The sequence below is a fragment of the Paraburkholderia graminis genome, from assembly GCF_003330785.1.
GTDB classification, from domain to species: Bacteria; Pseudomonadota; Gammaproteobacteria; order Burkholderiales; family Burkholderiaceae; genus Paraburkholderia; species Paraburkholderia graminis.
This window is the reverse complement of the sequence record NZ_CP024934.1, coordinates 2,105,858-2,131,243: the sequence shown is the minus strand read 5'-3', so window position 1 is coordinate 2,131,243 and position 25,386 is coordinate 2,105,858. Positions and strand designations below refer to the sequence as shown.

20 protein-coding genes are annotated in these 25,386 nt (G+C 63.8%); 12 read left to right on the top strand and 8 right to left on the bottom strand.

From position 1 onward, the window contains the following. The first annotated feature begins 164 nt into the window (after nucleotides 1-164). The 9 genes from CUJ91_RS09450 to CUJ91_RS09405 all read left to right on the top strand — a co-directional run bounded on the left by CUJ91_RS09450 (nucleotide 165) and on the right by CUJ91_RS09405 (nucleotide 14,416). Entirely contained in the window at nucleotides 165-1,760 is a 1,596-nt protein-coding gene (locus tag CUJ91_RS09450; RefSeq protein ID WP_006051710.1) for a sugar ABC transporter ATP-binding protein, read from the top strand. After that, nucleotides 1,757-2,830 (top strand): ABC transporter permease, encoded by a 1,074-nt coding sequence (locus tag CUJ91_RS09445; RefSeq protein WP_029968580.1) that lies wholly within the window; start codon nucleotides 1,757-1,759, stop codon nucleotides 2,828-2,830. The genes CUJ91_RS09450 and CUJ91_RS09445 overlap by 4 nt, the downstream gene beginning before the upstream one ends. A 147-nt stretch (nucleotides 2,831-2,977) precedes the next feature. Next, entirely contained in the window at nucleotides 2,978-4,018 is a 1,041-nt protein-coding gene (locus CUJ91_RS09440) for a LacI family DNA-binding transcriptional regulator (RefSeq protein ID WP_006051708.1), read from the top strand. Nucleotides 4,019-4,078: 60 nt separating this feature from the next. Beyond that, nucleotides 4,079-5,002, top strand: a complete 924-nt coding sequence (gene rbsK / locus CUJ91_RS09435; protein ID WP_029968579.1) for a ribokinase — start codon at nucleotides 4,079-4,081, stop codon at nucleotides 5,000-5,002. Nucleotides 5,003-5,499: 497 nt separating this feature from the next. Continuing rightward, entirely contained in the window at nucleotides 5,500-7,323 is a 1,824-nt protein-coding gene (locus CUJ91_RS09430; RefSeq protein WP_107706768.1) for a methyl-accepting chemotaxis protein, read from the top strand. Nucleotides 7,324-7,788: 465 nt separating this feature from the next. After that, nucleotides 7,789-8,550, top strand: a complete 762-nt coding sequence (locus CUJ91_RS09425) for a 2-keto-4-pentenoate hydratase (RefSeq protein ID WP_107706770.1) — start codon at nucleotides 7,789-7,791, stop codon at nucleotides 8,548-8,550. Nucleotides 8,551-9,378: 828 nt separating this feature from the next. Further along, nucleotides 9,379-11,301 (top strand): PrkA family serine protein kinase, encoded by a 1,923-nt coding sequence (locus CUJ91_RS09415; protein ID WP_013339422.1) that lies wholly within the window; start codon nucleotides 9,379-9,381, stop codon nucleotides 11,299-11,301. 131 nt (nucleotides 11,302-11,432) lie between these two features. Beyond that, nucleotides 11,433-12,704 carry a YeaH/YhbH family protein gene (locus CUJ91_RS09410; protein ID WP_006053195.1) on the top strand — a complete coding sequence of 424 codons (1,272 nt, stop codon included), beginning with the start codon at nucleotides 11,433-11,435 and terminating at the stop codon, nucleotides 12,702-12,704. Continuing rightward, nucleotides 12,701-14,416, top strand: a complete 1,716-nt coding sequence (locus CUJ91_RS09405) for a SpoVR family protein (protein WP_006053194.1) — start codon at nucleotides 12,701-12,703, stop codon at nucleotides 14,414-14,416. The genes CUJ91_RS09410 and CUJ91_RS09405 overlap by 4 nt, the downstream gene beginning before the upstream one ends. A 113-nt stretch (nucleotides 14,417-14,529) precedes the next feature. Here CUJ91_RS09405 and CUJ91_RS09400 read toward each other — a convergent pair whose 3' ends face one another. Then, nucleotides 14,530-15,567 (bottom strand): GSU2403 family nucleotidyltransferase fold protein, encoded by a 1,038-nt coding sequence (locus CUJ91_RS09400; RefSeq protein ID WP_053858155.1) that lies wholly within the window; start codon nucleotides 15,565-15,567, stop codon nucleotides 14,530-14,532. A 268-nt stretch (nucleotides 15,568-15,835) separates the two neighbouring features. Between CUJ91_RS09400 and CUJ91_RS09395 the strand changes: the two genes are divergently transcribed. Continuing rightward, entirely contained in the window at nucleotides 15,836-17,140 is a 1,305-nt protein-coding gene (locus CUJ91_RS09395; RefSeq protein ID WP_006053192.1) for an MFS family transporter, read from the top strand. Nucleotides 17,141-17,189: 49 nt separating this feature from the next. Here CUJ91_RS09395 and CUJ91_RS09390 read toward each other — a convergent pair whose 3' ends face one another. The 6 genes from CUJ91_RS09390 to CUJ91_RS09365 form a co-directional block, all read right to left on the bottom strand. Continuing rightward, nucleotides 17,190-17,411: a hypothetical protein gene (locus tag CUJ91_RS09390; RefSeq protein ID WP_006053191.1), complete on the bottom strand. Its 222-nt coding sequence runs from the start codon at nucleotides 17,409-17,411 to the stop codon at nucleotides 17,190-17,192. 154 nt (nucleotides 17,412-17,565) lie between these two features. Continuing rightward, nucleotides 17,566-18,747 (bottom strand): glycosyltransferase family 2 protein, encoded by a 1,182-nt coding sequence (locus tag CUJ91_RS09385; RefSeq protein ID WP_053858154.1) that lies wholly within the window; start codon nucleotides 18,745-18,747, stop codon nucleotides 17,566-17,568. Nucleotides 18,748-18,959: 212 nt separating this feature from the next. Next, a complete protein-coding gene (locus tag CUJ91_RS34350; RefSeq protein ID WP_006053189.1) occupies nucleotides 18,960-19,136 on the bottom strand; it encodes a hypothetical protein in 177 nt (58 codons plus the stop codon). Between the two features lie 54 nt (nucleotides 19,137-19,190). Then, the gene (locus tag CUJ91_RS09380) at nucleotides 19,191-20,111 is read right to left on the bottom strand and encodes a LysR family transcriptional regulator (RefSeq protein ID WP_114156713.1); all 921 of its coding nucleotides are present in this window, start codon (nucleotides 20,109-20,111) and stop codon (nucleotides 19,191-19,193) included. A 249-nt stretch (nucleotides 20,112-20,360) separates the two neighbouring features. Further along, a complete protein-coding gene (locus CUJ91_RS09370; RefSeq protein WP_107706774.1) occupies nucleotides 20,361-21,752 on the bottom strand; it encodes a DHA2 family efflux MFS transporter permease subunit in 1,392 nt (463 codons plus the stop codon). A gap of 228 nt (nucleotides 21,753-21,980) precedes the next feature. Beyond that, nucleotides 21,981-22,418, bottom strand: coding sequence for a carboxymuconolactone decarboxylase family protein (locus CUJ91_RS09365; protein ID WP_029968571.1), 438 nt, complete (start codon nucleotides 22,416-22,418; stop codon nucleotides 21,981-21,983). Between the two features lie 229 nt (nucleotides 22,419-22,647). On the opposite strand from CUJ91_RS09365, the gene CUJ91_RS09360 reads away from it, so the two are divergent. Further along, nucleotides 22,648-23,733 (top strand): NAD(P)/FAD-dependent oxidoreductase, encoded by a 1,086-nt coding sequence (locus CUJ91_RS09360; RefSeq protein ID WP_029968570.1) that lies wholly within the window; start codon nucleotides 22,648-22,650, stop codon nucleotides 23,731-23,733. 89 nt (nucleotides 23,734-23,822) lie between these two features. On the opposite strand, the gene CUJ91_RS09355 is transcribed toward CUJ91_RS09360, so the two are convergent. After that, nucleotides 23,823-24,059, bottom strand: coding sequence for a hypothetical protein (locus CUJ91_RS09355; protein ID WP_006053184.1), 237 nt, complete (start codon nucleotides 24,057-24,059; stop codon nucleotides 23,823-23,825). 198 nt (nucleotides 24,060-24,257) lie between these two features. Between CUJ91_RS09355 and coxB the strand changes: the two genes are divergently transcribed. Next, entirely contained in the window at nucleotides 24,258-25,352 is a 1,095-nt protein-coding gene (gene coxB, locus CUJ91_RS09350; RefSeq protein WP_114156712.1) for a cytochrome c oxidase subunit II, read from the top strand. Nucleotides 25,353-25,386 lie beyond the last annotated feature (34 nt).

Sequence of the window (25,386 nt, the reverse complement as noted above, 5' to 3'; positions counted from 1 at the left end):
ATTCAGAGGTAAGCGTCATGACGGCGGCCGTGCGGCGAGAGGGAGCGCGGCCAGAGCGCCTGCGCATTCCGCGCATTGGGCCGGCATTGACCGCGCGGCGCCCGGCGCCGTCTCGCCCGAGCAGATCGTGTGAGACGCGCCTCGCGCCGCGAAACAGGATCGCGATGGATTCAACCGACCACGACGCCTTGCCTGCCGTGCTGTCCGTCAGCGGCATCGGCAAGACCTACGCCGAACCGGTGCTCGCCGACGTGTCTTTGTCGCTGCGCGCCGGCGAGGTATTGGCGCTCACCGGCGAGAACGGCGCCGGCAAGAGCACGCTGTCCAAGATCATCGGCGGACTCGTCGAGCCGACCGCCGGCACCATGCAGCTTGCCGGCAAACCGTATGCGCCGGCGAGCCGCACCGAAGCCGAGGCGCTCGGCGTGCGCATGGTGATGCAGGAGCTGAATCTGCTGCCGACGTTGTCGGTGGCCGAGAATCTGTTCCTGAACCGCTTGCCGCGCGCGGGCGCGTTCAGCTTCGGCTGGATCGATCGCCGCAAGCTGCGCGAGGACGCGCGTCACGCGATGGCGCAAGTCGGGCTCGACGCGATCGACCCCGATACGCTCGTCGGCGAGCTTGGCATCGGTCATCAGCAGATGGTGGAGATCGCGCGCAATCTGATCGACGACTGCCGCGTGCTGATTCTCGACGAGCCGACCGCGATGCTGACCGCGCGCGAAGTCGATCTGCTGTTTGAGCAGATCGAGCGCCTGAAGGCGCGCGGCGTCGCGCTCGTCTATATCTCGCACCGGCTCGAAGAACTGGCGCGAGTCGCCGGGCAGATCGCGGTGCTGCGCGACGGCCGCCTCGTGCACGTCGACGCAATGGCCAATCTGACCAGCGACGAAATCGTCACGTGGATGGTCGGCCGCGAGCTTGGCGAGCAGATCGATCTCGGCGTGCGCAAGATCGGCGCGCCGCTCTTGCGGGTCGAGCGGCTTTCGCGCGGCAAGGTGGTCCGCGACGTGTCGTTCGAAGTCCGCGCGGGCGAAATCTTCGGCATCAGCGGGCTGATCGGCGCGGGCCGCACGGAGTTGATGCGGCTGATTTACGGCGCCGACCCGAAAGACGGCGGCACGGTGGCGCTGGCTCCGACGCCCGGCGCACCGCCTGCGCCGGTCAGGATCGATTCGCCGTCGGACGCGGTGCGCGCGGGCATCGCGCTCATCACCGAAGACCGCAAAGGCGAGGGTCTGCTGCTGCCGCAGCCGATCGCGGCGAACGTGTCGCTCGGCAACATCGGCAGCGTGGCGCGGCACGGCATCGTCGATGCGAAGCGCGAGAACGCGCTGGCGAAAAAGCAGATGGACGCGATGCGGATTCGCAGCTCCGGCCCGGCGCAGATTGTCGGCGAGCTGTCGGGCGGCAATCAGCAGAAGGTCGTGATCGGCCGCTGGCTCGCGCGCGATTGCCGCGTGCTGTTATTCGACGAACCCACGCGCGGCATCGACGTCGGCGCGAAGTTCGATATTTATGGCTTGATGGGCGCGCTGGCTCGTGAAGGGCGCGCGCTCGTCGTGGTGTCGAGCGATCTGCGCGAACTGATGCTGATCTGCGACCGGATCGGCGTGATGTCGGCGGGAAGCCTGACCGGTGTGTTCGAGCGCGGCACGTGGTCGCAAGACGCGTTGCTCGCCGCCGCTTTCGCCGGCTATCGCGGCCGCGAAGCGCTGCTGCACGACCTCGACGCCAATGAAGCAGGGAGTTTGTCATGACCGATCAATCGTTGCGCGACGCGCCGGGCGCGAAACATGGCGCGGATGGGAGCAAGGCCGCCGCGAATGCGAATGCAAACGCCGCGCCGCCGGCCGATCCGTCGGCGCCGCTCGCGAGCGGCAAACCCGCGGGCACCCGGCTCGGCTTTTCGAACTACCTCGGCCTCGCCGGTGCGCTGCTCGCCATGATCGTGCTGTTCTCGCTGCTGAGTTCGCACTTTCTGACGTACGACACGTTCAGCACGATCGCCAACCAGATTCCGGATCTGGTGGTGATGTCGGTCGGCATGACGTTCGTGCTGATCATCGCCGGCATCGATCTGTCGGTCGGGTCGGTGCTTGCGCTTGGCGCGTCGGTGGTGAGCGTGGCCGCGTTGAAGTGGGGCTGGGGCCCGCTGCCGTCCGCACTGCTCGGCGTCGCAGCCGCCGCGCTGACCGGCACGGTCACCGGCGCGGTCACGGTCGGCTGGCGGATCCCGTCGTTCATCGTGTCGCTCGGCGTGCTCGAAGCGGCGCGCGGCCTCGCGTATCAGATGACGAATTCGCGCACCGCCTATATCGGCGATGCGTTCGATTTTCTGTCGAACCCGATCGCGGTCGGCATCTCGCCGGCCTTCCTGATCGCGGTGGCGGTGATGATCATCGCGCAGCTCGTGCTCACGCGCACGGTGTTCGGCCGCTACCTGGTCGGCATCGGCACGAACGAGGAAGCCGTGCGGCTCGCGGGCGTCAATCCGCGGCCGTACAAGGTGATCGTGTTCGCGTTGATGGGCGCGCTCGCGGGCCTTGCGTCGCTGTTCCAGATTTCGCGGCTGGAAGCGGCTGACCCGAACGCGGGCGTCGGCATGGAACTGCAGGTGATCGCGGCCGTGGTGATCGGCGGCACGAGTCTGATGGGCGGGCGCGGTTCGGTCATCAGTACGTTTTTTGGCGTGTTGATCATTTCGGTGCTGGCGGCCGGCCTCGCGCAGATCGGCGCGAACGAGCCGACCAAGCGGATGATTACCGGCGCGGTGATCGTGGTCGCGGTGGTGCTGGATACGTATCGCAGCCGCCGCAAACGCGCCTGACATGTTCAGCGTAACGTGTGGCGGGTGCCAGAAGGGCGATTTGCGGTAAAGCGTAAGAATTCATGAGTACGGCGTGTTCGATGAGGACGTCCCGGGGTCGGCGCAAAGTCTGACTGGCGGGAAAAACAGGCGGGAGAGCAACAGGTTATGGCGACGATCAAGGATGTAGCAGCCGTGGCGGGCGTGTCCTTCACGACGGTATCGCACGTCGTGAACAACTCGCGGCCGGTGTCGGCCGACGTGCGCGCGAAGGTCGAGCTCGCCATCCGCCAGCTTCACTATGTGCCCTCGGCGGTGGCCCGTTCGCTGAAGGCGCGCGCCACCGCGACCATCGGACTCGTGGTGCCGAACAGCACCAACCCGTATTTCGCGGAACTGGCGCGCGGCATCGAGGACGGTTGCTCCCGCAACGGCTACTGCGTGTTTTTCTGCAATTCCGACGACGACCCCGCGAAGCAGCGCAACTATCTGCGTGTGCTGCAGGAAAAGCGTATCGACGGGCTGATCGTCGCGTCCGCCGGCGACGACGCGGTGCTCGCGCAGACGCTTGCCGACGCTCGCGAGCCGCTTGTGATCGTCGACCGCAATATTGAAGGCGTGAACGCGGACCTCGTGCAGATCGATCACGAGAAGGGCGCGTATCTCGCCACGCGTCATCTGCTGGAACTGGGGCACGTGCGGATCGGCTGCATTAGCGGGCCGGTCGACACGGCGGTGAGCGCGATGCGCGTGCACGGCTTCATTCGCGCGATGAGCGAGCGCGGCATCGAGATTCCGCCGGACGCGATCGTCGAAAGCGATTTTTCGGGTACCGGCGGCCATCGCGCGGCGGCGCAACTGTTCGACACCGTGAAGCCGTCGGCGATCTTCGCCTGCAACGACATGATGGGCATCGGCGCGCTGCGCGCGGCGGCGGAGCGCAATATCAGCGTGCCGCGCGACTGCTCGATCATCGGTTTCGACGACATCGAGCTCGGGCGCTTCACCTATCCGGCGCTGTCGACGGTCGGGCAGTCGGTGCGCGCGCTCGGCGACATGGCCGCGCAGACGCTGATCGAACGGATTGCCGGCAAGTCGTCGGCGAACGCGCGGCCGGGCGGGCGCAGGCGCGTCGTGTCGCCGCGGCTGATCGTGCGCGAATCGACGGCGACGTGGGCGGGCGCGGGAAAGCGTCATCTGGCCGCGTGATCGGGCTGCAGTGCAGCGCGGCGTATCGGCAGCTTAGAAGCAGGACAACGGGAGAAATGAGTGGCCAGTAAGGAAACGCGCTCACGCGTGGCAGTGGTCGGCAGTCTGAACATGGATCTGGTGGCGCGCGCGCCGCGTCTGCCGCATCCCGGCGAAACGCTGGCCGGCCGCACCTTCGCGCAGGTCGCGGGCGGCAAGGGCGGCAACCAGGCGGTGGCCGCGGCGAGGCTCGGCGCGCAGGTGTCGATGCTCGGCTGCGTCGGCGCCGATGCGAACGGCGCGCAATTGCGCGCGGGGCTGGAGGCGGAAGGCATCGACTGCGCGGCGCTCGAAACCGGGCGCGAGGCGACGGGCGTGGCGCTGATCGTCGTCGATGACGCGAGTCAGAACGCGATTGTGATCGTCGCCGGCAGCAACGGCGAGGTGACGCCTGAGACGATCGCGCGCCACGAAGCGGTGCTGGCTGCCGCCGACGTGGTGATCTGCCAGCTCGAAACGCCGCTCGCCACGGTGCACGCGGCGCTTGCCGCGGCGCGGCGCCTCGGCAAGACGGTCATTCTGAACCCGGCGCCGGCCACCGGGCCGCTGCCCGCCGAGTGGCTGCCGCTGATCGACTATCTGATTCCGAACGAGCTGGAAGCCGCGACGCTCACTGGTTTGCCGGTCGGCTCGCCCGAAGAGGCGGCGACGGCCGCTGCCGTGCTGCGCGCGGCGGGCGCGCGCAATGTCCTGGTGACGCTCGGCCCGCGCGGCGTGCAGGCGGCGCTCGAAGGCGCGGCGCCTGTGCTGTACGACGCGCCGAAAGTCGAAGCCGTCGATACGACGGCGGCGGGCGATACGTTCATCGGCGGGTTCGCCGCGCAGCTTGCGGAAGGCGCGGACGTGGATGCGGCGATCCGCTTCGCGCAGCGCGCCGCGGCGCTGTCGGTGACGCGCGCCGGCGCTCAGCCTTCGATTCCGACGCGGGCGGAGTTGGGCGGGTAGGTTGTTGGGGGCGACGCTGAACTGCGCTCGCCTGGTTTCTTCGTCGTAGTTCAAAGGCTTGTGTTCGGCTGCGCAGCGCAGACGCGGTGCGCCCAAGCGCGCGCGGGCCAGCTTGCCCGCTTAAACTCGCCATTGCCGCCCGAGCCGTAGACGCGCGGCCCAAGCCGCAGGTCTCCTTTCCCGCAACTCAAAGCCCTCACATTGCCGCTCGAGCCGCAGACGCCTCGCGGCAAGCTGCATTCGTCCGTCGCTCCCAGCTTGTCCCTGCGCAGCCTTGCAACTACCGCCCCCCCGCTCAGCCATCCTCCCACCCACCTTGTAACTCTTTCCGCCTCATCTCCCGCCTTTCCTCAGACGTATAAAAACTTCAAGTCCGCATCGCAACTGCCGTTAATGCGGCTATCAGAGCGCCGACGAAACCAATAACAACCAACCGCGCGCAGGCCGTCATCGGACTTTTATTGCTGCAAAGCAGCCTCTCAAGCACAGGACACTTTATGTTGAACAAGGGCATTTCGATCAAGGCCCGCATTGGCCTCACGATGGCTTTTCTCGCCGCCTTGCTGCTGGGCATCGGCGCGTTCGGGCTGTTCGGCATGAGCCGTTCCAACGACGCCTACCAGGAAACCTTCACGAATTCGATGCCGAGCGCCGTGAACATCGGCAACGCCGAACTCTATGCGGCGCGCGAGCGTCTCGCGCTCGATCGCGCGGCCTTCATGATCGGCACGCCGGAAAGCGCGCCGACGCTGGAACGCGCGCGCTCGATGCGCACGACCTCCGACATGTGGTGGAAAAAGTATATGGATCTGCCGCGCGACGCCGACGAGGACCGTCTCGCGCGCGACGTGGTCAGCAAGCGCGACGCGCTGCACCAGCGGGCCGACGCGTTCGCCGCGGTGGTCGCGGCGAGCGACCAGAGCAAGCTGATCGACGGTGCCAAGCTTCTGCAAAGCGCCTACAACGAACTGGCGACCTCCGACGACGCACTGCGCAAATATCAGTTCGAGCTGGCGCAAGCCGGCTACGATGACGCGCAATCGAACTTCCATATGTTCCGCATGGTCAGCATCGGCGCGCTGATTGCCGGTATCCTCGCCGCGTTGCTCTCGTACGTGGCGCTCAGCCGCGCGATCGCACGGCCTCTCGCCGAGGCGCTCGACCATTTCGACGCGATCGCCGCAGGGGATCTGCGCCGCCAGGTCGTCGTCAGCTCACGCGACGAGATGGGCCAGATACTGGAAGGCATCTCGAAGATGCAGCGCAGTCTCATCGAAACGGTACGCGCGGTGCGCGGCGGCAGCGAATCGATTGCGACTGCCACGCGCGAGATCGCCGCCGGCAACATCGACCTGTCCTCGCGCACCGAAGAGCAGGCGTCGGCGTTGCAGGAAACCGCGTCGAGCATGGAAGAACTGACCGGCACCGTGAAGCAGAACGCGGACAACGCGCGTCAGGCGAGCGCGCTCGCGGCCAATGCGTCGGAAATCGCCAACAAGGGCAGCGCGGTGGTCGGCCAGGTCGTCGGTACGATGGGCGAGATCAACCAGAGCTCGGCGAAGATCGCCGACATCATTTCGATCATTGAAGGCATCGCGTTCCAGACCAACATCCTCGCGCTCAACGCGGCCGTGGAAGCGGCGCGGGCCGGCGAGGAAGGGCGCGGCTTCGCGGTCGTGGCGGGCGAAGTGCGCAGCCTCGCGCAGCGATCGTCGGCGGCGGCGAAGGAAATCAAGGAATTGATCGACACCTCGGTCGACCGCGTGCAATCGGGCTCGGCGCTCGTCGATCAGGCCGGCCGCACGATGAACGAAATCATCGGCGCGGTGCAGCGCGTGACCGACATCATGGGGGAAATCGCCGCGGCGTCGGAAGAGCAGAGCAGCGGCATCGACCAGGTTGCGCGCGCCGTCACGCAGATGGACGAAGTCACGCAGCAAAACGCCGCACTCGTCGAGGAAGCGGCGGCGGCAGCGTCGTCGCTCGAAGATCAGGCGGACAAGCTGCGCGGCGCGGTCGCCGTGTTCCAGCTCAGCGACGAAGGCAAGGCGTCGGGCGGTTCGTTGGCGAAGCACACGCCGACGCCTGCGCGTGCCGTCTCTGCTGCGCCGCGGGCAGTTTCCCGGACCGTCGCCCACGCACGCTCAGCCGCCGCGCCGCGTGCGGCCGCAGCAGCCCCTGCGCAGCCCGTGACGGCTGCGCACGCTCCGGCCGCCGCCTCGGCGCCTGCGGCACCGAAAGCCGCGCCGGCTCCGCGCGCGCCGGCGAAGTCCGCCGCCGTCGTCAGCGCCGGCAGCGATCAGGACTGGGAAACGTTCTGACGGCATCCGCGGCGTTTGCCGCACGGCTGCGCGAGCGCCGGACAGGCGCCGTGCAACCGGCGTTCCCGGCGCGACGGCGTCTGAATCGACGTCACGACGCCCGAGCCGCCTATATTGAAGACAGCAACGAAAAGACCGCGCCTGCTGACGCAGCCGCGGTCTTTTTTTATGGCGTGCGCATTAAGTCGCATTTGCGAAGCGGCGGGCGCCCTGGCGAGCCTCGCGATCCGGTACATTGACGGGCGGGTGACGGTAATTCGTAACCGGATCGCCGGCGAAGCACGGGTTGGCAAAGCGGCAGTGTGCAAGTCGGCGCCGCGCCCGACCAGTGCATCGCGCTCCACGTCACGTCACGCTTGCCGGTCAGCCGGTCAGCCGGTCAGCCGGCCAGCCGCTCGCCCTCACGCTTCTCACGCTTCTCATGCTTCAAACGCACGTTCAATGCGCCAGCCACAAAGGACCGACATGACGCCACACGACCTCGCGCATCGCCTCGTCGAAGCACGCCGGCAGCATCGCCCGATCGACGGGCTGCCCTCCGAACAGTTCCCGCCCGACGCCGCGACCGCGTATGCGATCCAGCAGGCGGTCATAGCAGGCCTCGGCGACTCCACCGGCGCGTGGAAGATCGGCGCGAAGGCGCCCGGCGGATCGACCTCGGGCGCGCCGATCCCGGCTTCGCTGGTGCGGGCTTCGCCGGCGCGCGTCGAGCATGCGGGCTTCTTTCGCGTACTCGTCGAGCTGGAGATCGCGTTCCGTTTCACCGAGGTCATCGAGCCGCGCAGCCGCGCCTATACGCGCGACGAGGTGCTCGCGCTCGTCGGCGTGGTGCTGCCGGCCATTGAAATCGTCGATAGCCGCTTCGCCGAATGGCCGAACATCGCGCCGCTCGCTCAACTCGCCGACGCGCAAAACAACGGGGCGCTCGTCACCGGTCATCCGGTCCCGTATGCGGGGCTCGCGCGCGGCTTCGACTTCGTGTCGCCGGAACTGGAACTGAGCTTCGACGGCGAGTCGCTCGTGCCCGACGCCACCGGCAATCCGGCCGGCGATCCACGCGAATTGCTGGTGTGGTTCGTCAACCATTGCGCCGCCATGGGCATCACGATCGAACCGGAATGGACGCTGACCACCGGCTCTTACGTCGGTGCGCATAAAGTGGGAAAGCCGGGCATCGTGCGCGGCCACATCGACGGACTCGGAGAGGTCGAGATCGAACTGACCTGATTGCGCGACACTGTGTCATGTGACACAGCGCTGCATTTCTTTCGACGCCGTCCTTGTAACGGCGCATTACAAACTCATCATCAAGCGGCTGCCCACGGGCGGCCGTTTTACATTTGACGCGTCGCCGAGGACTCCTTAGCCGTATACCCTATTGAAGCGGTTGCGCGCCGCGCCGTTATCCAGTTAACAAAGTTGAACGACAGTTCAACGAGGCATCGACAACGTAAAGCGGAGCAAAGCCGACCATGCCGTCGACGCGGTTATGCAAAGCATGTGAAGCATCGCATTGATAGCAAAGCATGCGCAGCGATGTGATGGAACAAAAGCTCGCGTGCATGGACGAACTGCATGAACGTGCGACGCCGAACGCCGCTTGCAACTTTGGTCGATCGACGTGTAACAGATGCGCACACAGGTAGACCAAATGCGTGTCAAAGCGTTAAGGAAGCAAGAGGCGAAAGCAGAAAAGAGTGGGGACGTAGCGCGAAAATGCGCGATGTGCGGCTGATGCGAGGCTTCAAGGTACGCGACGTGCGTGTGCAGGCAACGCGTGAATGTAACTGCTGATGAGTGCCGTCAAAGAAGTAGTGAAGCGACACTGTGAAGCGAGGTCGTCAAGCAACGTTCGCGGCACTGTTCGACGCGCAAGATTGTAGGTGGTCGAAACGGTGTTTCCAAGTGATGAATGTCGGGAGGCCCGCACGGCGCGATTTTCGCAACGTAGTTCGTGAAAAAAAATTTAAAAGGGTTTAGGATGAATTCGAGCGATGTCGTTTCCGAATAGCGCGCCGCGCACGACATCGGTCTAGACTTCGGCGAGGAGGTAGCATGGATATCTACAGCAGTTTCGCGACCCGCTTCGAGAAAACGCGAGAGGACGAACTCTCGCTCGAGGAGTACCTCGCGCTCTGCAAAGACAATCCCGCCGCGTACGCCACGGCTGGCGAACGCATGTTGACGGCAATCGGAGAACCCGAACAGATCGACACTCGCAACGATCCGCGCCTGTCGCGCATCTTCGCGAACAAGGTCATCAAGGTATACCCCGCATTCCGTGAGTTCTACGGAATGGAGGAGGTGATCGAGCAGGTGGTCGCCTACTTCCGGCACTCGGCCCAGGGGCTCGAAGAAAAGAAGCAGATTCTGTATCTGTTGGGCCCGGTCGGCGGCGGTAAATCGTCCATCGCCGAACGTCTGAAGCAGCTCATGGAGCGCGTGCCGTTCTACGCGATCAAGGGCTCGCCTGTGAACGAATCGCCGCTCGGTTTGTTCGATTACGACGAGGACGGTCCGATCCTCGAAGAGCAATACGGCATACCACGCCGCTACCTGAAAAGCATTCTGAGCCCGTGGGCGGTCAAGCGCCTGCACGAGTACAACGGCGACATCCGCAAGTTCCGCGTGGTGCGGCGCTATCCGTCCATCCTGCGGCAAATCGGCATCGCCAAAACGGAGCCGGGCGACGAGAACAATCAGGACATCTCCTCGCTCGTCGGCAAGGTCGACATTCGCAAGCTCGAGCAATACGCGCAAGACGATGCGGACGCCTACAGCTACTCCGGCGGCCTGTGTCTCGCGAATCAGGGCCTGCTCGAATTCGTCGAAATGTTCAAGGCGCCGATCAAGGTGTTGCACCCGCTGCTCACCGCGACCCAGGAAGGCAACTTCAAGGGCACGGAAGGCTTCGGCGCGATTCCTTTCGACGGCGTGATCCTCGCGCACTCGAACGAGTCGGAGTGGAAAGCCTTCCGCAATAACCGCAACAACGAAGCCTTGCTCGACCGGATTTTCGTCGTGAAGGTGCCGTACTGCCTGCGCTATTCGGAAGAGATCAAGATCTACGAGAAGCTGTTGCGCAATTCGTCGCTGGCTAATGCTGTCTGCGCGCCCGGCACGCTGAAGATGATGGCGCAAATGTCGGTGCTCACGCGCTTGCAGGAGCCCGAGAATTCGAGCCTCTTCTCGAAGATGCAGGTCTACGACGGCGAGAATCTGAAGGACACCGATCCGAAGGCGAAGTCGTACCAGGAATACCGCGACTTCGCGGGCGTCGACGAAGGCATGACCGGCGTGTCGACCCGCTTCGCGTTCAAGATTCTGTCGCGCGTGTTCAACTTCGATTCGACCGAAGTCGCGGCCAATCCGGTGCATCTGATGTACGTGCTCGAACAGCAGATCGAGCGCGAGCAGTTCCCACCGGAAACCGAGCAGAAGTACCTGTCGTTCATTAAAGACGTGCTCGCGTCGCGTTACGCGGAATTCATCGGCAAGGAGATCCAGACGGCGTATCTCGAGTCGTACTCCGAATATGGGCAGAACATTTTCGATCGCTATGTGACGTATGCGGACTTCTGGATTCAGGATCAGGAGTTCCGCGATCACGACACCGGCGAGAGCTTCGACCGCGCGGCGCTCAATGCCGAGCTGGAGAAGATCGAGAAGCCCGCGGGCATCAGCAACCCGAAGGACTTCCGCAACGAGATCGTGAACTTCGTGCTGCGCGCGCGTGCTGCGAATGCAGGGAAAAATCCTGCGTGGATCAGCTACGAAAAGCTGCGCGTCGTGATCGAAAAGAAAATGTTCTCGAATACGGAGGAACTGTTGCCGGTCATTTCGTTCAACGCCAAAGGTTCGGCGGAAGAACAGCGCAAGCACGAAGACTTCGTCAACCGGATGGTGGCGAAGGGCTACACGCCGAAGCAGGTGCGCTTGCTGTGTGACTGGTATCTGCGCGTGCGCAAGTCGTCATGATACGCACTGCGTGCCGCTCGCGCGGTCCGACCGCGCGAGCACCCTGCGAGCCGCAAGCTGCATGGACATAGCATCGGGCCATCCAGCGTGCGTCTCGCGCACCCGAATTTGGGCAGTATGGGAGACCGGGCGTGCTTCATCAAATCATCGACCGCAGGTTGGCAGGCAAGAACAAAAGCATTGCAAATCGCGAGCGTTTTTTGCGCCGCGTCAAGAACTACATTCGTCGCGCCGTTTCGGAAGCGGTGCGCGACCGCAGCATTAAAGACATTCAGAACACCCAGAGCATCACCATTCCGCGTAAGGACATCGCGGAGCCGTCGTTCCGGCACGGACCGGGCGGCCGGCGCGAAATGGTGCATCCAGGCAACTCCGACTACATCCGCGGCGACAAGATTCAGCGGCCGCAAGGCGGTGGCGGCGGAGGCGGCGGCAGTCAGGCGAGCAACGAAGGCGAAGGTCAGGACGACTTCGTGTTCGAGCTGAGCCGCGAAGAATTCATGCAGTATTTCTTCGACGATCTCGAACTGCCGCGGCTCGTCAAAACCCATCTGATGGCCGTGCCCACATGGAAGAGCATCCGCGCGGGCTGGGCGGCCGAAGGCACGCCGAACAACATCGACGTGGTCCGTTCGCTGCGCAGCGCGCTTGGCCGCCGCATCGCGCTCGGTGCGCCGCTCGTCAACCAGTTGCACGAAATGGAGCGGCAACTCGAGGTGCTGAAGGCCGACCCCGACGATCGCCGCGAAGAAATCAAGCTGCTCGAAGACGAGATCCACCATCTGCGCGGGCGCATCTGGCGCATTCCGTTTATCGACCCGTTCGACCTGCGTTACGTGAACCGCGTGAAGCAGCCCACGCCGTCGAGCCAGGCCGTGATGTTCTGTCTGATGGATGTGTCCGGTTCGATGGACGAGCAACGCAAGGATCTCGCCAAGCGCTTCTTCATCCTTCTTTATCTGTTTCTCAAGCGCAATTACGAAAAGATCGAGGTGGTGTTCATCCGCCACCACACGCGCGCCGAGGAGGTCGACGAAGACACGTTCTTCCACTCGACCGAAAGCGGCGGCACGGTGGTATCGAGCGCGCTCGAGCTGATGCAGAAGGTGATGGACGAGCGCTATTCGCCGACTGAATGGAACATTTACGGCGCCCAGGCGTCCGACGGTGACAACTGGACCGACGACTCGCCGAAGTGCCGCAAGATACTCTCGGATGACATCCTCGAGAAGGTGCGCTATTTTGCGTATATTCAGGTGACGCCCGAAGAGCAGAACCTGTGGCTCGAATATGCACAACTGGCCTTGAGCCAGCCGCATATGGCGATGAAGAAGGTCGAAACCGCGGCTGACATCTATCCGGTGTTTCGCGAGTTGTTTGAAAAGCAGGTGGCGTCGTCATGACGACCAAACATTTGCATAACGAAGCGCGCGGCTATCAGCCGGAGCGTGGGACAGGCGTGCCGCAGCGTGAGTCGGGGCATGCCGAGGCAGGGGCGGACGAAGAGCGGGCCGCCGCAGCCGGAGCAGTCGACAACGCTGACGCACGGGGACACACCGGAACGCCCATCGAGGGGCAAAGGGAAGTCCGTATGAACGTAGCCGATAGACGGCCTTTGCCGTGCCCGTCCGACTGGACCTTCGAGTTGATCGAGGAGTACGACTCCCATATTGCCCGTGTTGCAGAGCAATATGAACTCGACGTGTATCCGATCCAGCTCGAACTCATCAGCGCTGAACAGATGATGGACGCGTATGCGTCCGTCGGCATGCCGGTGAATTACCGGCACTGGTCGTTCGGCAAACACTTTCTCTCTACCGAAAAAAGCTACCGTCGAGGGCAGATGGGGCTCGCGTACGAGATCGTGATCAACTCGAACCCCTGCATCGCGTATCTGATGGAAGAGAACACGATGACGATGCAGGCGCTCGTCATCGCGCATGCGGCGTATGGGCACAACTCGTTCTTCAAGGGCAACTATCTGTTCCGGCTGTGGACGGATGCGCATGCCATCATCGACTACCTCGTCTACGCGAAGAATTACATTGCGGAATGCGAGGAGCGCTTCGGGCTCGACCGCGTGGAAGAACTGCTCGATTCGTGCCACGCGCTGATGAACTACGGCGTGGACCGCTACAAGCGTCCGCAGAAGCTGTCGCTGGAAAAAGAATTCGCCGCGCGTCGCGAACGCGAGGCGTATCTGCAATCGCAGGTGAACGAGTTATGGCGCACGCTGCCCACGCGACATACGCCGCTGCCCGAGGAAATCGAGGAGCGTTATCCGCCTGAGCCGCAGGAAAACCTGCTGTATTTCGCGGAGAAAAACGCGCCGCTGCTCGAGCCGTGGGAGCGCGAGGTGATCCGCATCGTGCGAAAAGTGGGGCAGTATTTTTATCCGCAGCGGCAGACGCAGGTGATGAACGAAGGTTGGGCCACGTTCTGGCACTACACGCTGCTTAACACAATGTACAACCAGGGCAAGCTGGAAGACGGCTTCATGATGGAGTTCCTCCATTCGCACAGCAATGTGGTCTATCAGCCGCCCGTCACCAAGCCGTACTACAGCGGCATCAATCCGTACGCGCTGGGTTTTTCGATGATGAGCGACATTCGCCGCATCTGCGAAAACCCGACCGAGGAAGACCGCAAGTGGTTCCCGGAGCTGGCCGGCAGTCCGTGGTTGCCCGCCATGCACTACGCGATGCGCAACTTCAAGGACGAGAGCTTCGTCGCGCAATATCTGTCGCCGCATCTGATCCGCGAAATGCGGCTGTTCTCAGTACTCGACGACGACATGCGCGACGCGCTGGAAGTCTCGGCGATCCACGATGACAGCGGCTATCAGTACGTGCGCCAGGCGTTGTCGCGGCAGTACGACATGCATCATCGCGAGCCGAACATTCAGGTGTGGTCGGTGAATACGCGCGGCGACCGCAGTCTGACGCTGCGGCATTTCATGAGCGACAACCGGCATCTTTCGTCCGATAGCGACGAGGTGCTCAAGCACATGGCGCGCTTGTGGCAGTTCGACGTGTATCTGGAAAGCGTCGACGAAAACGGCACGGTCAGGAAGCGTTACGAGTGCCGCTACGTGCCGCCGGCCGTGAGGGCGTGAGGACGTCTCACGGCGTGAGGGTCTTTTGGGCGCGCCCGCCACTGTCGTGGCCGGCGCGCCAGTCTTTATGGTGTCGAAGCCTGGCAGGCGATTCGCGCGCGGCCTGTCACGAGTTACGCGTGGGCACCCAGATCAGCCAGAAAATCGCGGGCGCGTTCCGACAAGCCCGGCGCGAGGTTTAGCGCCTGGGTGGCCGCCGTGCCGACCCGGCTGCGCGCGTTTTCCTCGAGTTCGTCGGCGGCTGTCGTCAACCAGTCTGGAAACTTCTCCGCGAGCGCGTCGATCAACACGGCGGCCTGCCGCCGGTCCTTGTCCGCCTTGAGCGCCCGCGACGGGTCGCGAAGCGTGCTGACGACAAGCTTGTGAAGCGCGAATCTGGCGGGGTCGGGCAGCATGACCGGCACCACGTGTTCCTTGCCGAGGATAAAGCCTTGCGTAGGGTTCGTTACCAGATACCTGAAGTAGGGAAGTCCGGTTGCGTGGGCGCGCAAGTGCGGCAAGGCCTTCGTCTCGTACGCTTCCGTACCCGGCACGAGCAAGTCCACCTTGAGGTGCTGTCCACGCGCCTTGAACGACGTGGACGGCTTTCGCGAGTGCAGTTCCGGCATCTCGAGAAACGGAATGCCGCTATCACGAAGGATGTCGAGAAAGCTGCGCTCTTCGGGGATAGCCACCGAAATGCTCCCGGCGCTGCCAATGTCGATATCTTCCGTCCGGTAGTTCGCAGGCAGCCGCACGCCCAGGCTGTTCAGAAGCGCGCCGAAGGCGTGGGAGCCGGCCAGCACTCCGCCGTGGCTGAAGATGCCCGCGTTGAAGAGCGTTGCCAGCGTGAGCGCCGAAGAGTTGTCCGCGGCGGCAAAGTTCGCCTTGCGCAGTATCTGGACCTCGGCGGCAAGCGCGCGCATCTCCGCGCTCTCGAGTAGTTTCGCCTCGAGCGCAGCCTCGGTAGCGGGCTCGCCTGCGCGGCCAAGCGACGTTTCCTTATGCTTTCCCGATGCCAGATAGACGCGCCAATAGGTGTACGTTTTCCCGTCGACGGTCTTCTGGGCCGCCGAGCCCGGAGAGTGCAGGGGAATATGACCTTGTGCGCCGGCGCGCTCGGTGACGGACGAATACAGCGTTTGCAATGCGTCGTTGTGGAAGCTGGCCATTGCTGGCGTCTCCTCATACCCTGTGATTGAGCATTAAGGTATAAATTCACAACAGTCAAATTTATACCTCACGATTAAACCCGAGGGATAAACCAGGAATGAGCTCCGAACTGTGCCGGGACCGGACTGGCGACGGCGCTCGCCGTAGCGCTTGCCAACAAACCCCCAACTTTTACTTGCGATTCTGTAAAATTCGCCCACGCTAAAAATCGCGTGCTGAAGGCGGCGCCACGACCGTCGCCTCCGTTCAAGAGACAAGGAAGACAACATGACCGACCTCACAGACCACAGCGTGGCCTCCGCCCACGACACGCGGCGCCGCATTTTCGCGATCGTCGGCGCTTCATCGGGCAATCTCGTCGAGTGGTTCGACTTTTACGTCTACTCGTTCTGCGCGCTGTACTTCGCGCCCGCGTTCTTCCCAAGCGGCAACACCACCACGCAATTGCTGAACACGGCCGGCGTGTTCGCGGCAGGCTTTCTGATGAGGCCGATCGGCGGCTGGTTCTTTGGCCGTCTCGCCGACAAGCACGGCCGGCGTACCGCGATGATGATCTCGGTCTTCATGATGTGCGGCGGCTCGCTGGTGATCGCCGTGCTGCCCACGTACGCGCAGATCGGCGCGCTCGCGCCGGCGCTGCTGCTCGTCGCGCGGCTGTTCCAGGGACTCTCCGTGGGCGGCGAATACGGCACCAGTGCAACGTATATGAGCGAGGTCGCGCTGAAAGGGCGGCGCGGCTTCTTCGCGTCGTTCCAGTACGTGACGCTGATCGGCGGCCAGTTGTGCGCGCTCCTCGTGCTGGTGATCCTGCAACAGACGCTCTCGACCGCGGAACTCAAAGCCTGGGGCTGGCGCGTGCCGTTCGTGATCGGCGCGATCGCGGCGCTGGTCGCGCTCTATCTGCGTAAATCGCTCGATGAAACCACTACCGCCGCGACGCGTCAGCGCAAGGAAGCGGGCACGCTGCGCGGCTTGTGGCAGCACCGCGTCGCGTTCATGACGGTGCTCGGCTTCACGGCGGGCGGCTCGCTGATTTTCTATACGTTCACCACGTATATGCAGAAGTATCTGGTGAACACGGCGGGCATGAATGCGAAGACCGCCAGCAACGTGATGACCGCGGCGCTCTTCGTCTACATGCTGCTTCAGCCGCTGTTCGGCGCGCTGTCGGACCGCATCGGCCGGCGTCGTTCGATGCTGTGCTTCGGCCTCTTCGCGACCATCGGCACGGTGCCGCTTCTGCATGCGCTGAAGGACGTGACGAGCCCGTATGCGGCGTTCGGTCTCGTGGTGCTGGCGCTTGCCATCGTCAGCTTTTATACGTCGATCAGCGGCCTCATCAAGGCGGAAATGTTCCCGCCCGAAGTGCGCGCGCTCGGCGTGGGCCTCTCGTATGCGGTGGCGAATGCGATCTTCGGCGGCTCGGCCGAATACGTGGCGCTGTGGCTCAAGTCGACCGGCAGCGAACCGATGTTCTACTGGTACGTGACCTTGATGTGCGCGATCGCCGGCATCGTCGCGCTGCGCATGCGCGATCCGTCGAAAGAAGGGTATTTGCGTCACGAACCGTGAGCCGAGGCGCGGGCTCGGGTGCGTGCTTAGGTGCGTGCTCAGTGCGTGTTCACGCCACCACGATTTCGGTGCCCAGTACGTGCAGAAGGTCGCGCAGCGCTTCGGCCTGCGCCATCTTCGCGTCGCTGCGCAGGTGGATCTGCACGGCTCGCCCGGCAATTCCGTCGATGGGTTGAGCGAGCCACAATTCCACCGCCAGTCCCAATCCCTCGGGCTGATTGGCGGCGACCGGCTCGATCACACGCGGCTTGAAACAGGCACTGTCGGACATGGCGAATCACCTCGGACTTGATGACGTGTCCGGCTCATCGTAATCAGCGGCGCGCGCGAGTCCAAGCAACAAATACGCCTTTGCTAAGCAGAGGATGCTTAGCAGAAAACGCGCTGACGGCGCATGTCGGCGACCGCCGACGACGTCGCCGCGATCAGCGCGATTCGGTCGTATCGGCGGTGAGTTCCGCGACAAGCTCTTTGATGGTTGTGCCGGGTTCACCGGTCAAGGCTGCTACAGGAGCCGCCGTTGCCACGGCGCCGGCTGCGCCCGCTGCGGCCACCGCCGTAACCGTGGCTGCGGCGCTCGCCCTCACCACGCTCTCCGTCTCCGCCATCACCACATCCCCCGCAGCAATCCCCGCCCGCCCGCGCGCATTCACCGCCGCTCGCGAAAGCATCAGCAGGTGGTAGTAAAGCCGCGCGCTGAATCCATAGCGATACGCGAACAGATGACCCAGCGCGATCTTCAACCCGAGCCGCGCCTGACGATTCCTCGCATGCACCGACACGACGATTGGCGCGAGCCGCCGCAGCGCGAGCTTGCGCGAAGGCTCGAGCTGCGGCGGCAACTTCAGCTTCCTGACGAACGCGTAGGCGCTCAGCGTGGCTGCCGCCGCGGTCCCGCGCGTGCTGTGCGAAATCGAAGTCGCGGTCTTGCGATACACCGACACGTAATCGTGCAGATAAAAGACCTCGCGCGCCGCGAGGCACAGCTCGGTGCCGAACACGAAGTCGCAGCACGCGCCGTATTGCTCCTTATAGCCGACGTGCCTAACGAGCCGCGCGTCCGCCATCCAGCCGTTGTTCGGGAACATCTGAACGAGCCCGGTTCTGCCCGGCAGCGGCTGCAAGCCTTCGGCGTCCTTCGTGCGCCTGAACGCCGCGTTGAGCCGCGCGCTGGCCTCGACGTCGATCGCGCCGTCATGGTTGGCTTCGTACTGTGCGCCGAACGCCGCATCGAGTTGCGGATGCAGCTTCCACAGCGACACGAGTTTTTCGACGCCGTCGGTGGTGAGCAGGTCGTCGTCGTGAAGCAGCAGAATCTTGTCGCCGAGCGCGCGCTCGAACAGGCTCGCGACGTTGCGCGCCTGGCCAAGCGGCGGCTCGTTCCTCGCATAACGGATGCGCTCTTCGCTCAACTCGTGCGGATAACGCGACGCGAGCAGTTGCGCGGTGCGCGCATCGTTTGAATCGTCGCCGATCACGATTTCCAGATTGCCGTAGGTCTGCGCAAGACACGAGTCGATGCACTCGACGATCAGCTCCGGCCGGTTGCAGGTCGGCACGCAGATCGACACTTTGGCTGGCTCGGCGGAGGGCACGGGAATGGACATGGGCGTCGCCTTTGTTATCTGTTGAAGGGGCGGCAGCCGGCTGCTTGTTCGCATACATCGCTGCAAGCAGAAAAGTAGTGCATCGCGCCGAAAAAATATTCGGTAAAAAAGCGGAAAAAATGTCTGCTGTATGAAAGCTGCGGAAAGGGAAAAATTTATGCGGCTTTGCGCGCTCCAACGCAGCAAAGCCGCTTCCAGACCTGCGCTTAATTTCAGCCGACTGACGGCTCGCCTTCACCCGGCTTCTGACCCGGACGGTCCGCCGGCGACTGATCGCGGTCGGCGTCGCCGCGCTCCGGCAGCTTGCTCTTTTCGTTGTCGCTATGTACCGCGGGGTGCGGATGGGCGATGTCGTCGGGCTTGTCGTTGCCTTGCTTGGGGTCGGCCATGGCGTTCTCCTGATCTTGAAGACTTACTCAGGAAGCAAAGCCTGGGCCCGCACTTCACTCGGCGTGAGCGGCGCCCGTCAGCGAAATGATGAAATCGATGAAGGCGCGCACCTTGGCGGGCGGATGATGCCGCGACGGATAGAGCGCGTAGAGCGGATAAAGCTCGTCGCCCCATTCGGGAAAAAGCTCGACCAGCTTGCCGCTCGCGAGCAAGGATTCCGCGCCGAGCGCGAGGATTTGCGCGATGCCCTGGCCCGCGGCGCACACGCTGTGCAAGGTGCCCACATCGTTGACGGTCAGGCGGCCTTGCGGCGTGACGACGATTTTCTTGCGGCCGCGATGAAACTCCCAACTGAACGGATAACCGGTCAGCGGATCGCGAAACTTGATGCACGCATGCTGGCCGCTTTCGAGTTCCGCAGGATTCGCCGGATGCCCATGCTTCTTCAGATACGACGGCGCGGCCACCGTCAGAATGCGCGTGTCGAGCAGCTTGCGCGCGATCAGCGACGACACCGGCGGCTCGCCGAAGCGGATCGCGACGTCGAAACCGTCGCCGACCATATCGCCCAACTGGTCGCGCGTGATCAGTTCGAGCTGCAAATCGGGATGTTTGTCGACGAAACCGCCGAGTCTCGGTCCGAGCACGAGGCGCGAAAAGAACGGGTCCATGTTCACGCGCAGGCGTCCGCGCACGGCCGTCGCGCCTCGGGCGGCGCTGGCCGCCGCGTCCTCGAGGCCGCTTAGCAGCGGCACGATCTGTTCGTAGAAGCGCCGGCCCTCGTCGGTGAGCGTGACCGAGCGCGTGGTGCGATCGAATAGCCGGATGCCGAGCCGCGCCTCGAGCCGCGCCACCGAACGGCTTACGCCCGATTGAGACATGTCGAGCGCGACGCCTGCTGCCGCGAAGCTGCCGCAATCGACGATCGCTGTCAGCACGCCCATGCCGTTCAGCACGCGCTCGTCAAATGGCATCGGAGAATCCTTTTCTTGTTCGTTGACGCGGTACATGCTAACGCGAAACGTGCGGCGGGGAGCCCGTCCACGAAGGATCGCGGGTCCGTCATGCGCGGCGCATATGAGAAGCGACAGCGTGTGAAAGCAACGCGGCGGCGCGGACTCAGTTGCAACGTTACCGAACCCGAACCCGAACCCGAACCCGAACCCGAACCCGAACCCGAACCCGAACCCGAACCCGAACCCGAACCCGAACCCGAGCGCGAATCAGCGCCCCGCGCCCTGGCTAGCCGGCGCGCGCACGGCGGGCGCCGCGTCGAGATGGCGGAACACCCACGCGGACAGCAGCGTGATCGCGCCGACGCAGACGAAGCTCAGCCGGAAGCCGAGGGCCGCCGAGCCCCATTGCGCGGCAAAGAGCTTCACGAGCCCGCCGCCGATGGATACGCCCAGGCCGATCGCCAGCATCTGCACCATCGAAAAGAGGCTGTTGCCGCTGCCGGCGTCTTCGTGCGAGAGGCCCTTGAGCGTGACGCTGTTCATCGCCGCGAACTGCATGGAGTTGGCTGCGCCGAATATCGCGAGAATCACGATTTCGACGATGAGCGGCGTGCCGCGCGAGATCGACGCAAACGCCACGATCGACGAACCGACGATGAGCGTATTCACCAGCAGGAAGAGGTCGTAGCCGTAGCGCCGCACGAGCGGCGCGATCCAGCGTTTGGCGACCGTGCCGGCGAGCGCCGCGGGCAGCATCATCAGCCCCGAATGCAGCGGCGTGTAGCCAAGCTGAAGCTGCAACAGCAGCGGCACCAGAAACGGCACGGCGCTCGAGCCGATGCGGCACACGAGGTTGCCGATCAGCCCCACGCTGAAATTCGGCTCGCTGAACAGCGACAGTTTGAAGAGCGGGTTACGCCGCCGCCTCGCGTGCGGAATGTAGGCGAGCGCGCTCACCGCCGCGAGCGCGAACAGCGCCGCGGACCACGCCGCCTGATGCGTCGGCACGGGGGCATCGACGGCCAGCGAAAACGCGATCATGCAAAGCGACAACAACCCGCAGCCGATGAAGTCGAACGGCGGCGCCTGGGTCTCGCCATGCGGCGGCAAAAAACGCTGCACCGCGTAGAGACCGGCGGCGCCGATCGGCACGTTGATCAGAAAGATCCAGTGCCATGTGATCGCCTGGACGAACCAGCCTCCGAGCGTTGGTCCGACAATCGGGCCGAGCTGACCGGCGACTGAAATAAACGCGAGCGCCGCGACGTATTGCTCACTGGACACGCTGCGCAGCACGGCGAGGCGTCCGATCGGCAGCAGCATCGAGCCGCCCACGCCTTGTAGCACGCGCGCGAGCACGAGTTCGCCGAGCGTGTGCGCGCTCGCGCAGCAAATCGAGCCGATCACGAAGACGAGGATCGCGGCGAAGTAGACGCGCCGCGTGCCGAAGCGGTCGGCGAGCCAGCCGGAGGCGGGCGTGAGCATCGCCATCGTCAACGTGTAGGCGACCACGATCGGCTGCATCGCAAGCGGCGCGACATGCAGGCTGTGCGCGATGGACGGCAGCGCCGTGTTCACGATCGTCGTGTCGAGCGACTGCATGAAGAAGCCCGCGGCGACGATCCACAGCAGCGCGGTATGCGACGAATCCCTGGTCATGTGATGGCAAGCGGCGGCGCGCGGGCGCCGGTTAAGCGGAGTTTTTTGTCAGCAAACGCTTCAATGATACGGCATTGAGCGGTGTTGCAAGGCGGGAATGGGGAGGGCGTGCGAGCGGTGGAGGTGTGCGGTACGAGTGCGCAGCGCGAGCCGCCTCTTTGAATCGCGTGATCCAGCCGAGTTGAAAGAGGCGCTGCGCCAGCGGTGCTGCTATGTACAGTGACGCGCTTATTCAGGCATCGAGCGGAACGAAATCGCGAAGCGGTTCCATGCGTTGATCGTGGAAACGAGCAGCGTGAGGTCGACCAGTTCTTCGTCGCTGAAGTGAGGGCGGACCGCTTCCCACACGGCGTCGGGCACGTGATCGTGCGAGATGAGCGTCAACGCTTCCGTCCATTCGAGCGCGGCGCGTTCGCGATCCGTGAAGAACGGTGTTTCGCGCCACGTCACGACCGTTGCAAGACGGCGGTCGGTTTCGCCGCCTTTACGGGCGTCGGTGGTATGCATGTCCACGCAGAACGCGCAGCCGTTGATCTGCGACGCACGCAGGCGAACCAGTTCCGCGAGCGACTTTTCAATCGACGATTTGCCGATGCGTTCTTCGAGGCCCAGCATTGCCTTGATCGCGGCGGGACTGGCTTTGTAGTAGTTCAGACGTTGTTTCATGATTCACTCCTTGGCTTTGGTGGGACGCATCCGGTGATGCGATGAGTGAATACTAGTCCCGGCATTGGCTTTGCAAAATGGCCATTTTCGACGATTTATAGGTGGCCACTTGAACGTCCGCAACCGGCTGCGAATCCCCGCTTAAGCGCCCTTGCTGGCTGTAATGGCATCGTTGCCGCGCTCACGGCGATTCGGTATGGTGGGTCATCACCTTATGAAGAGATAGCGAATGACGTCCGCCGCCGAGCCTGTTGTGCAACCTGGTTCACCGCCTATCCGCACCGACGTGCTGATCGTCGGCGCGGGTCCCGTTGGGCTCTTCGCCGCTTTCGAGGCCGGCGTGATCGGCTTGTCCTGCCAGATCGTCGATGCACTCGGCAAGATCGGCGGTCAATGCACCGAGCTCTATCCCGACAAGCCGATCTACGACATTCCCGCGATTCCATCGTGCACGGCGCGTGAACTCGTGGACCGCCTGCTCGCGCAATGCAAGCCGTTCGACGTGCCGATTCATCTCGAGCAGCGTGTGGAATCCGTCGAGCAGCGCAGCGACGGCCGGTGGACCGTGCGCACCGATCGCGGTCTTGTGTTCGACGTCGCGGCAATCATGCTGGCCGCGGGCAACGGTGCATTCGTGCCGCAAAAGCTGCCGCTTGCCGAAGCCGTGCCGCTCGAATCGCGCCATGTGCACTACAGCGTGCAGCGTCTCGCCGATTTCGCCGACAAGACCGTGGTCGTGGCAGGCGGCGGCGATTCCGCGCTCGACTGGGCGCTCGCGTTGCGCAAGGTCGCGCGGCGCGTGACGCTCGTGCATCGGCGCAACGGATTCAGCGCCGCCGATTCAAGCGTCGAGTTAATGCGGCGCGCGGTCGAAGCGGGCGAGATGGACTTTATCGTCGGCGCCATTTCAGGGTTGAAGGTGCAAAGCGACGCGCAAGAGAACGCCGAAAGCGGCGCGCTCAAATCCATCACATTGCGACATATCGAAGGCGAGACCGAGTTGCCGGCGGAACAGCTTGTCGTGCTATACGGACTGGTCGCGGACCTCGGTCCGATAGGGCAGTGGGGCTTGAGCCTGCACGGCGGCCGCGTCGATGTGGATACGTCCAACTACGAGAGCTCGCGGCCAGGCATCTTCGCGGTCGGCGACATCGCCAACTATCCGAACAAGCAGAAGCTGATTCTGTCGGGCTTTCACGAGGCGTCGCTCGCGCTGCGCAAAGCGTATTCGTATGCGTATCCCGAGCGCAAACGCGTGCACGTCCATTCGAGTTACGACGCGAAGCTCGCGGAAAAAGTCAGCGCGGCAGGCTGAGCCTGCAAGACGATTGAAAGAGACCCGCTGGAGACCGCACGATTGCAAGATGGTCCGATCGCAGCGGGTCTTTTTTACATCACAAGCTGCTATTTTCCCGCAGGCTGACTCGCGGCCGCCGCCGCGCTGGCCGCCTTGTCTTTCTTCTTTGCTTCATGATGGCCGATCGCGCAGCCTGCTGCTGCGCCGGCCACGCCGTGGCCACCCGCAATATGTCCGCCGACGCCGCCGACCACCGCGCCTTTGGTGCAACCTTCGGCATGCGCCGCGGCGTGAACGAACGCGAATGAAACCACGAGAGCCGTGGCGAGAGAGGCATGTTTCAAGGCAAGCTCCTGATGTTGAATTGATCGTGTGTCGATAAAGCAAGTGCGAGACCTGACCCGTGTTTAGCGGTCTGAAAGGTTCGTTTCTTGCTGCGCGATGAGCGCTGCTCGACGAAGCGCCGGGCACTTCGCACGAGGGTCGGGCGCCGCGCCGCGCAGCGTGAGTCCCAGGTCGAAACGCAATCGGAGCCGAGCGGCATGCCACGCACGAGGACCGCGCGAATCACATCGGACAGGGCAAACTTTTTCGCGCGCCCGAGCGCGTGGTTCGTGCTGAGCCTGTTGTCCGCGAGCGCTGTTCTTCCATCCACAGCTTCTGCCGACTCCGCGCCCCTCGCTTATTTTCTCCATACCGCAGGGCCCGCTGCTGCGCCGACGATGCGCCTCGGCTGGGTGCTGACTGCAATCGTCGTGCTGGTGGTGCTGATCGTGAGCGGCTTGCTTGTCGTGGCGCTCGCTCGCAAGCGGCCTGCTGAACCGGCGGACACGATTGGTCCCGAAGCGGGCGGATTGCGCTGGATTTATGTGGGGACCGGTGCCTCGTGTGTGGCGTTGCTCGGCATGCTCGTCTACACGATGACGACGCTCGAATCCGTCGCTTCGCCCGCATCGCATGCGCGGCTTGTCATCACCGTGACCGCCTACGACTGGTGGTGGAAAGTCGATTACGCCGACGACCCCGACGCCGCGCGAAACTTCAGTACCGCCAACGAAATTCATGTTCCTGTCGGCGAGCCCGTGAAGGTGCGGTTAAAAAGCGCCGATGTCGTCCACGCGTTCTGGGTGCCGCAGCTTGCCGGCAAGACGCAGACCATTCCCGGTCAAACGAACGAGCAATGGATTCAGGCCGATCGTCCCGGCATTTATCGCGGACAGTGTTCGCAGTTCTGCGGCGCGCAGCATGCGCATATGGCCTTCGAAGTCGTCGCACAAAGCGCCGCCGATTTCGATGCGTGGCGAGACGCGCAAGGGCGCAACGCGATGCCGACGCAGGCATCGGCGCACGACGCGCACGACGCGCAATTCAGCGCGGGCAAGAAACTGTTCGACGAGCGCTGTGCCGGCTGCCACACGATACGCGGCACCGACGCGCACGGCTCGCAGGCCCCTGACCTCACGCATCTCGGCTCGCGACGTCTGATCGCGGCCGGTGCGCTGACGAACACGCCCGAGCATCTGCTCGACTGGGTACAGCACGCGCAGCGAATCAAACCGGAAGCATTGATGCCGAGCATCGCATTGACCACGAGCGATGCCGCCGCGCTGTCCGCTTATCTCGCGACGCTGCATTGAACCCGAGCCGGTCGCGAGTTTGCGCGACCGCCTA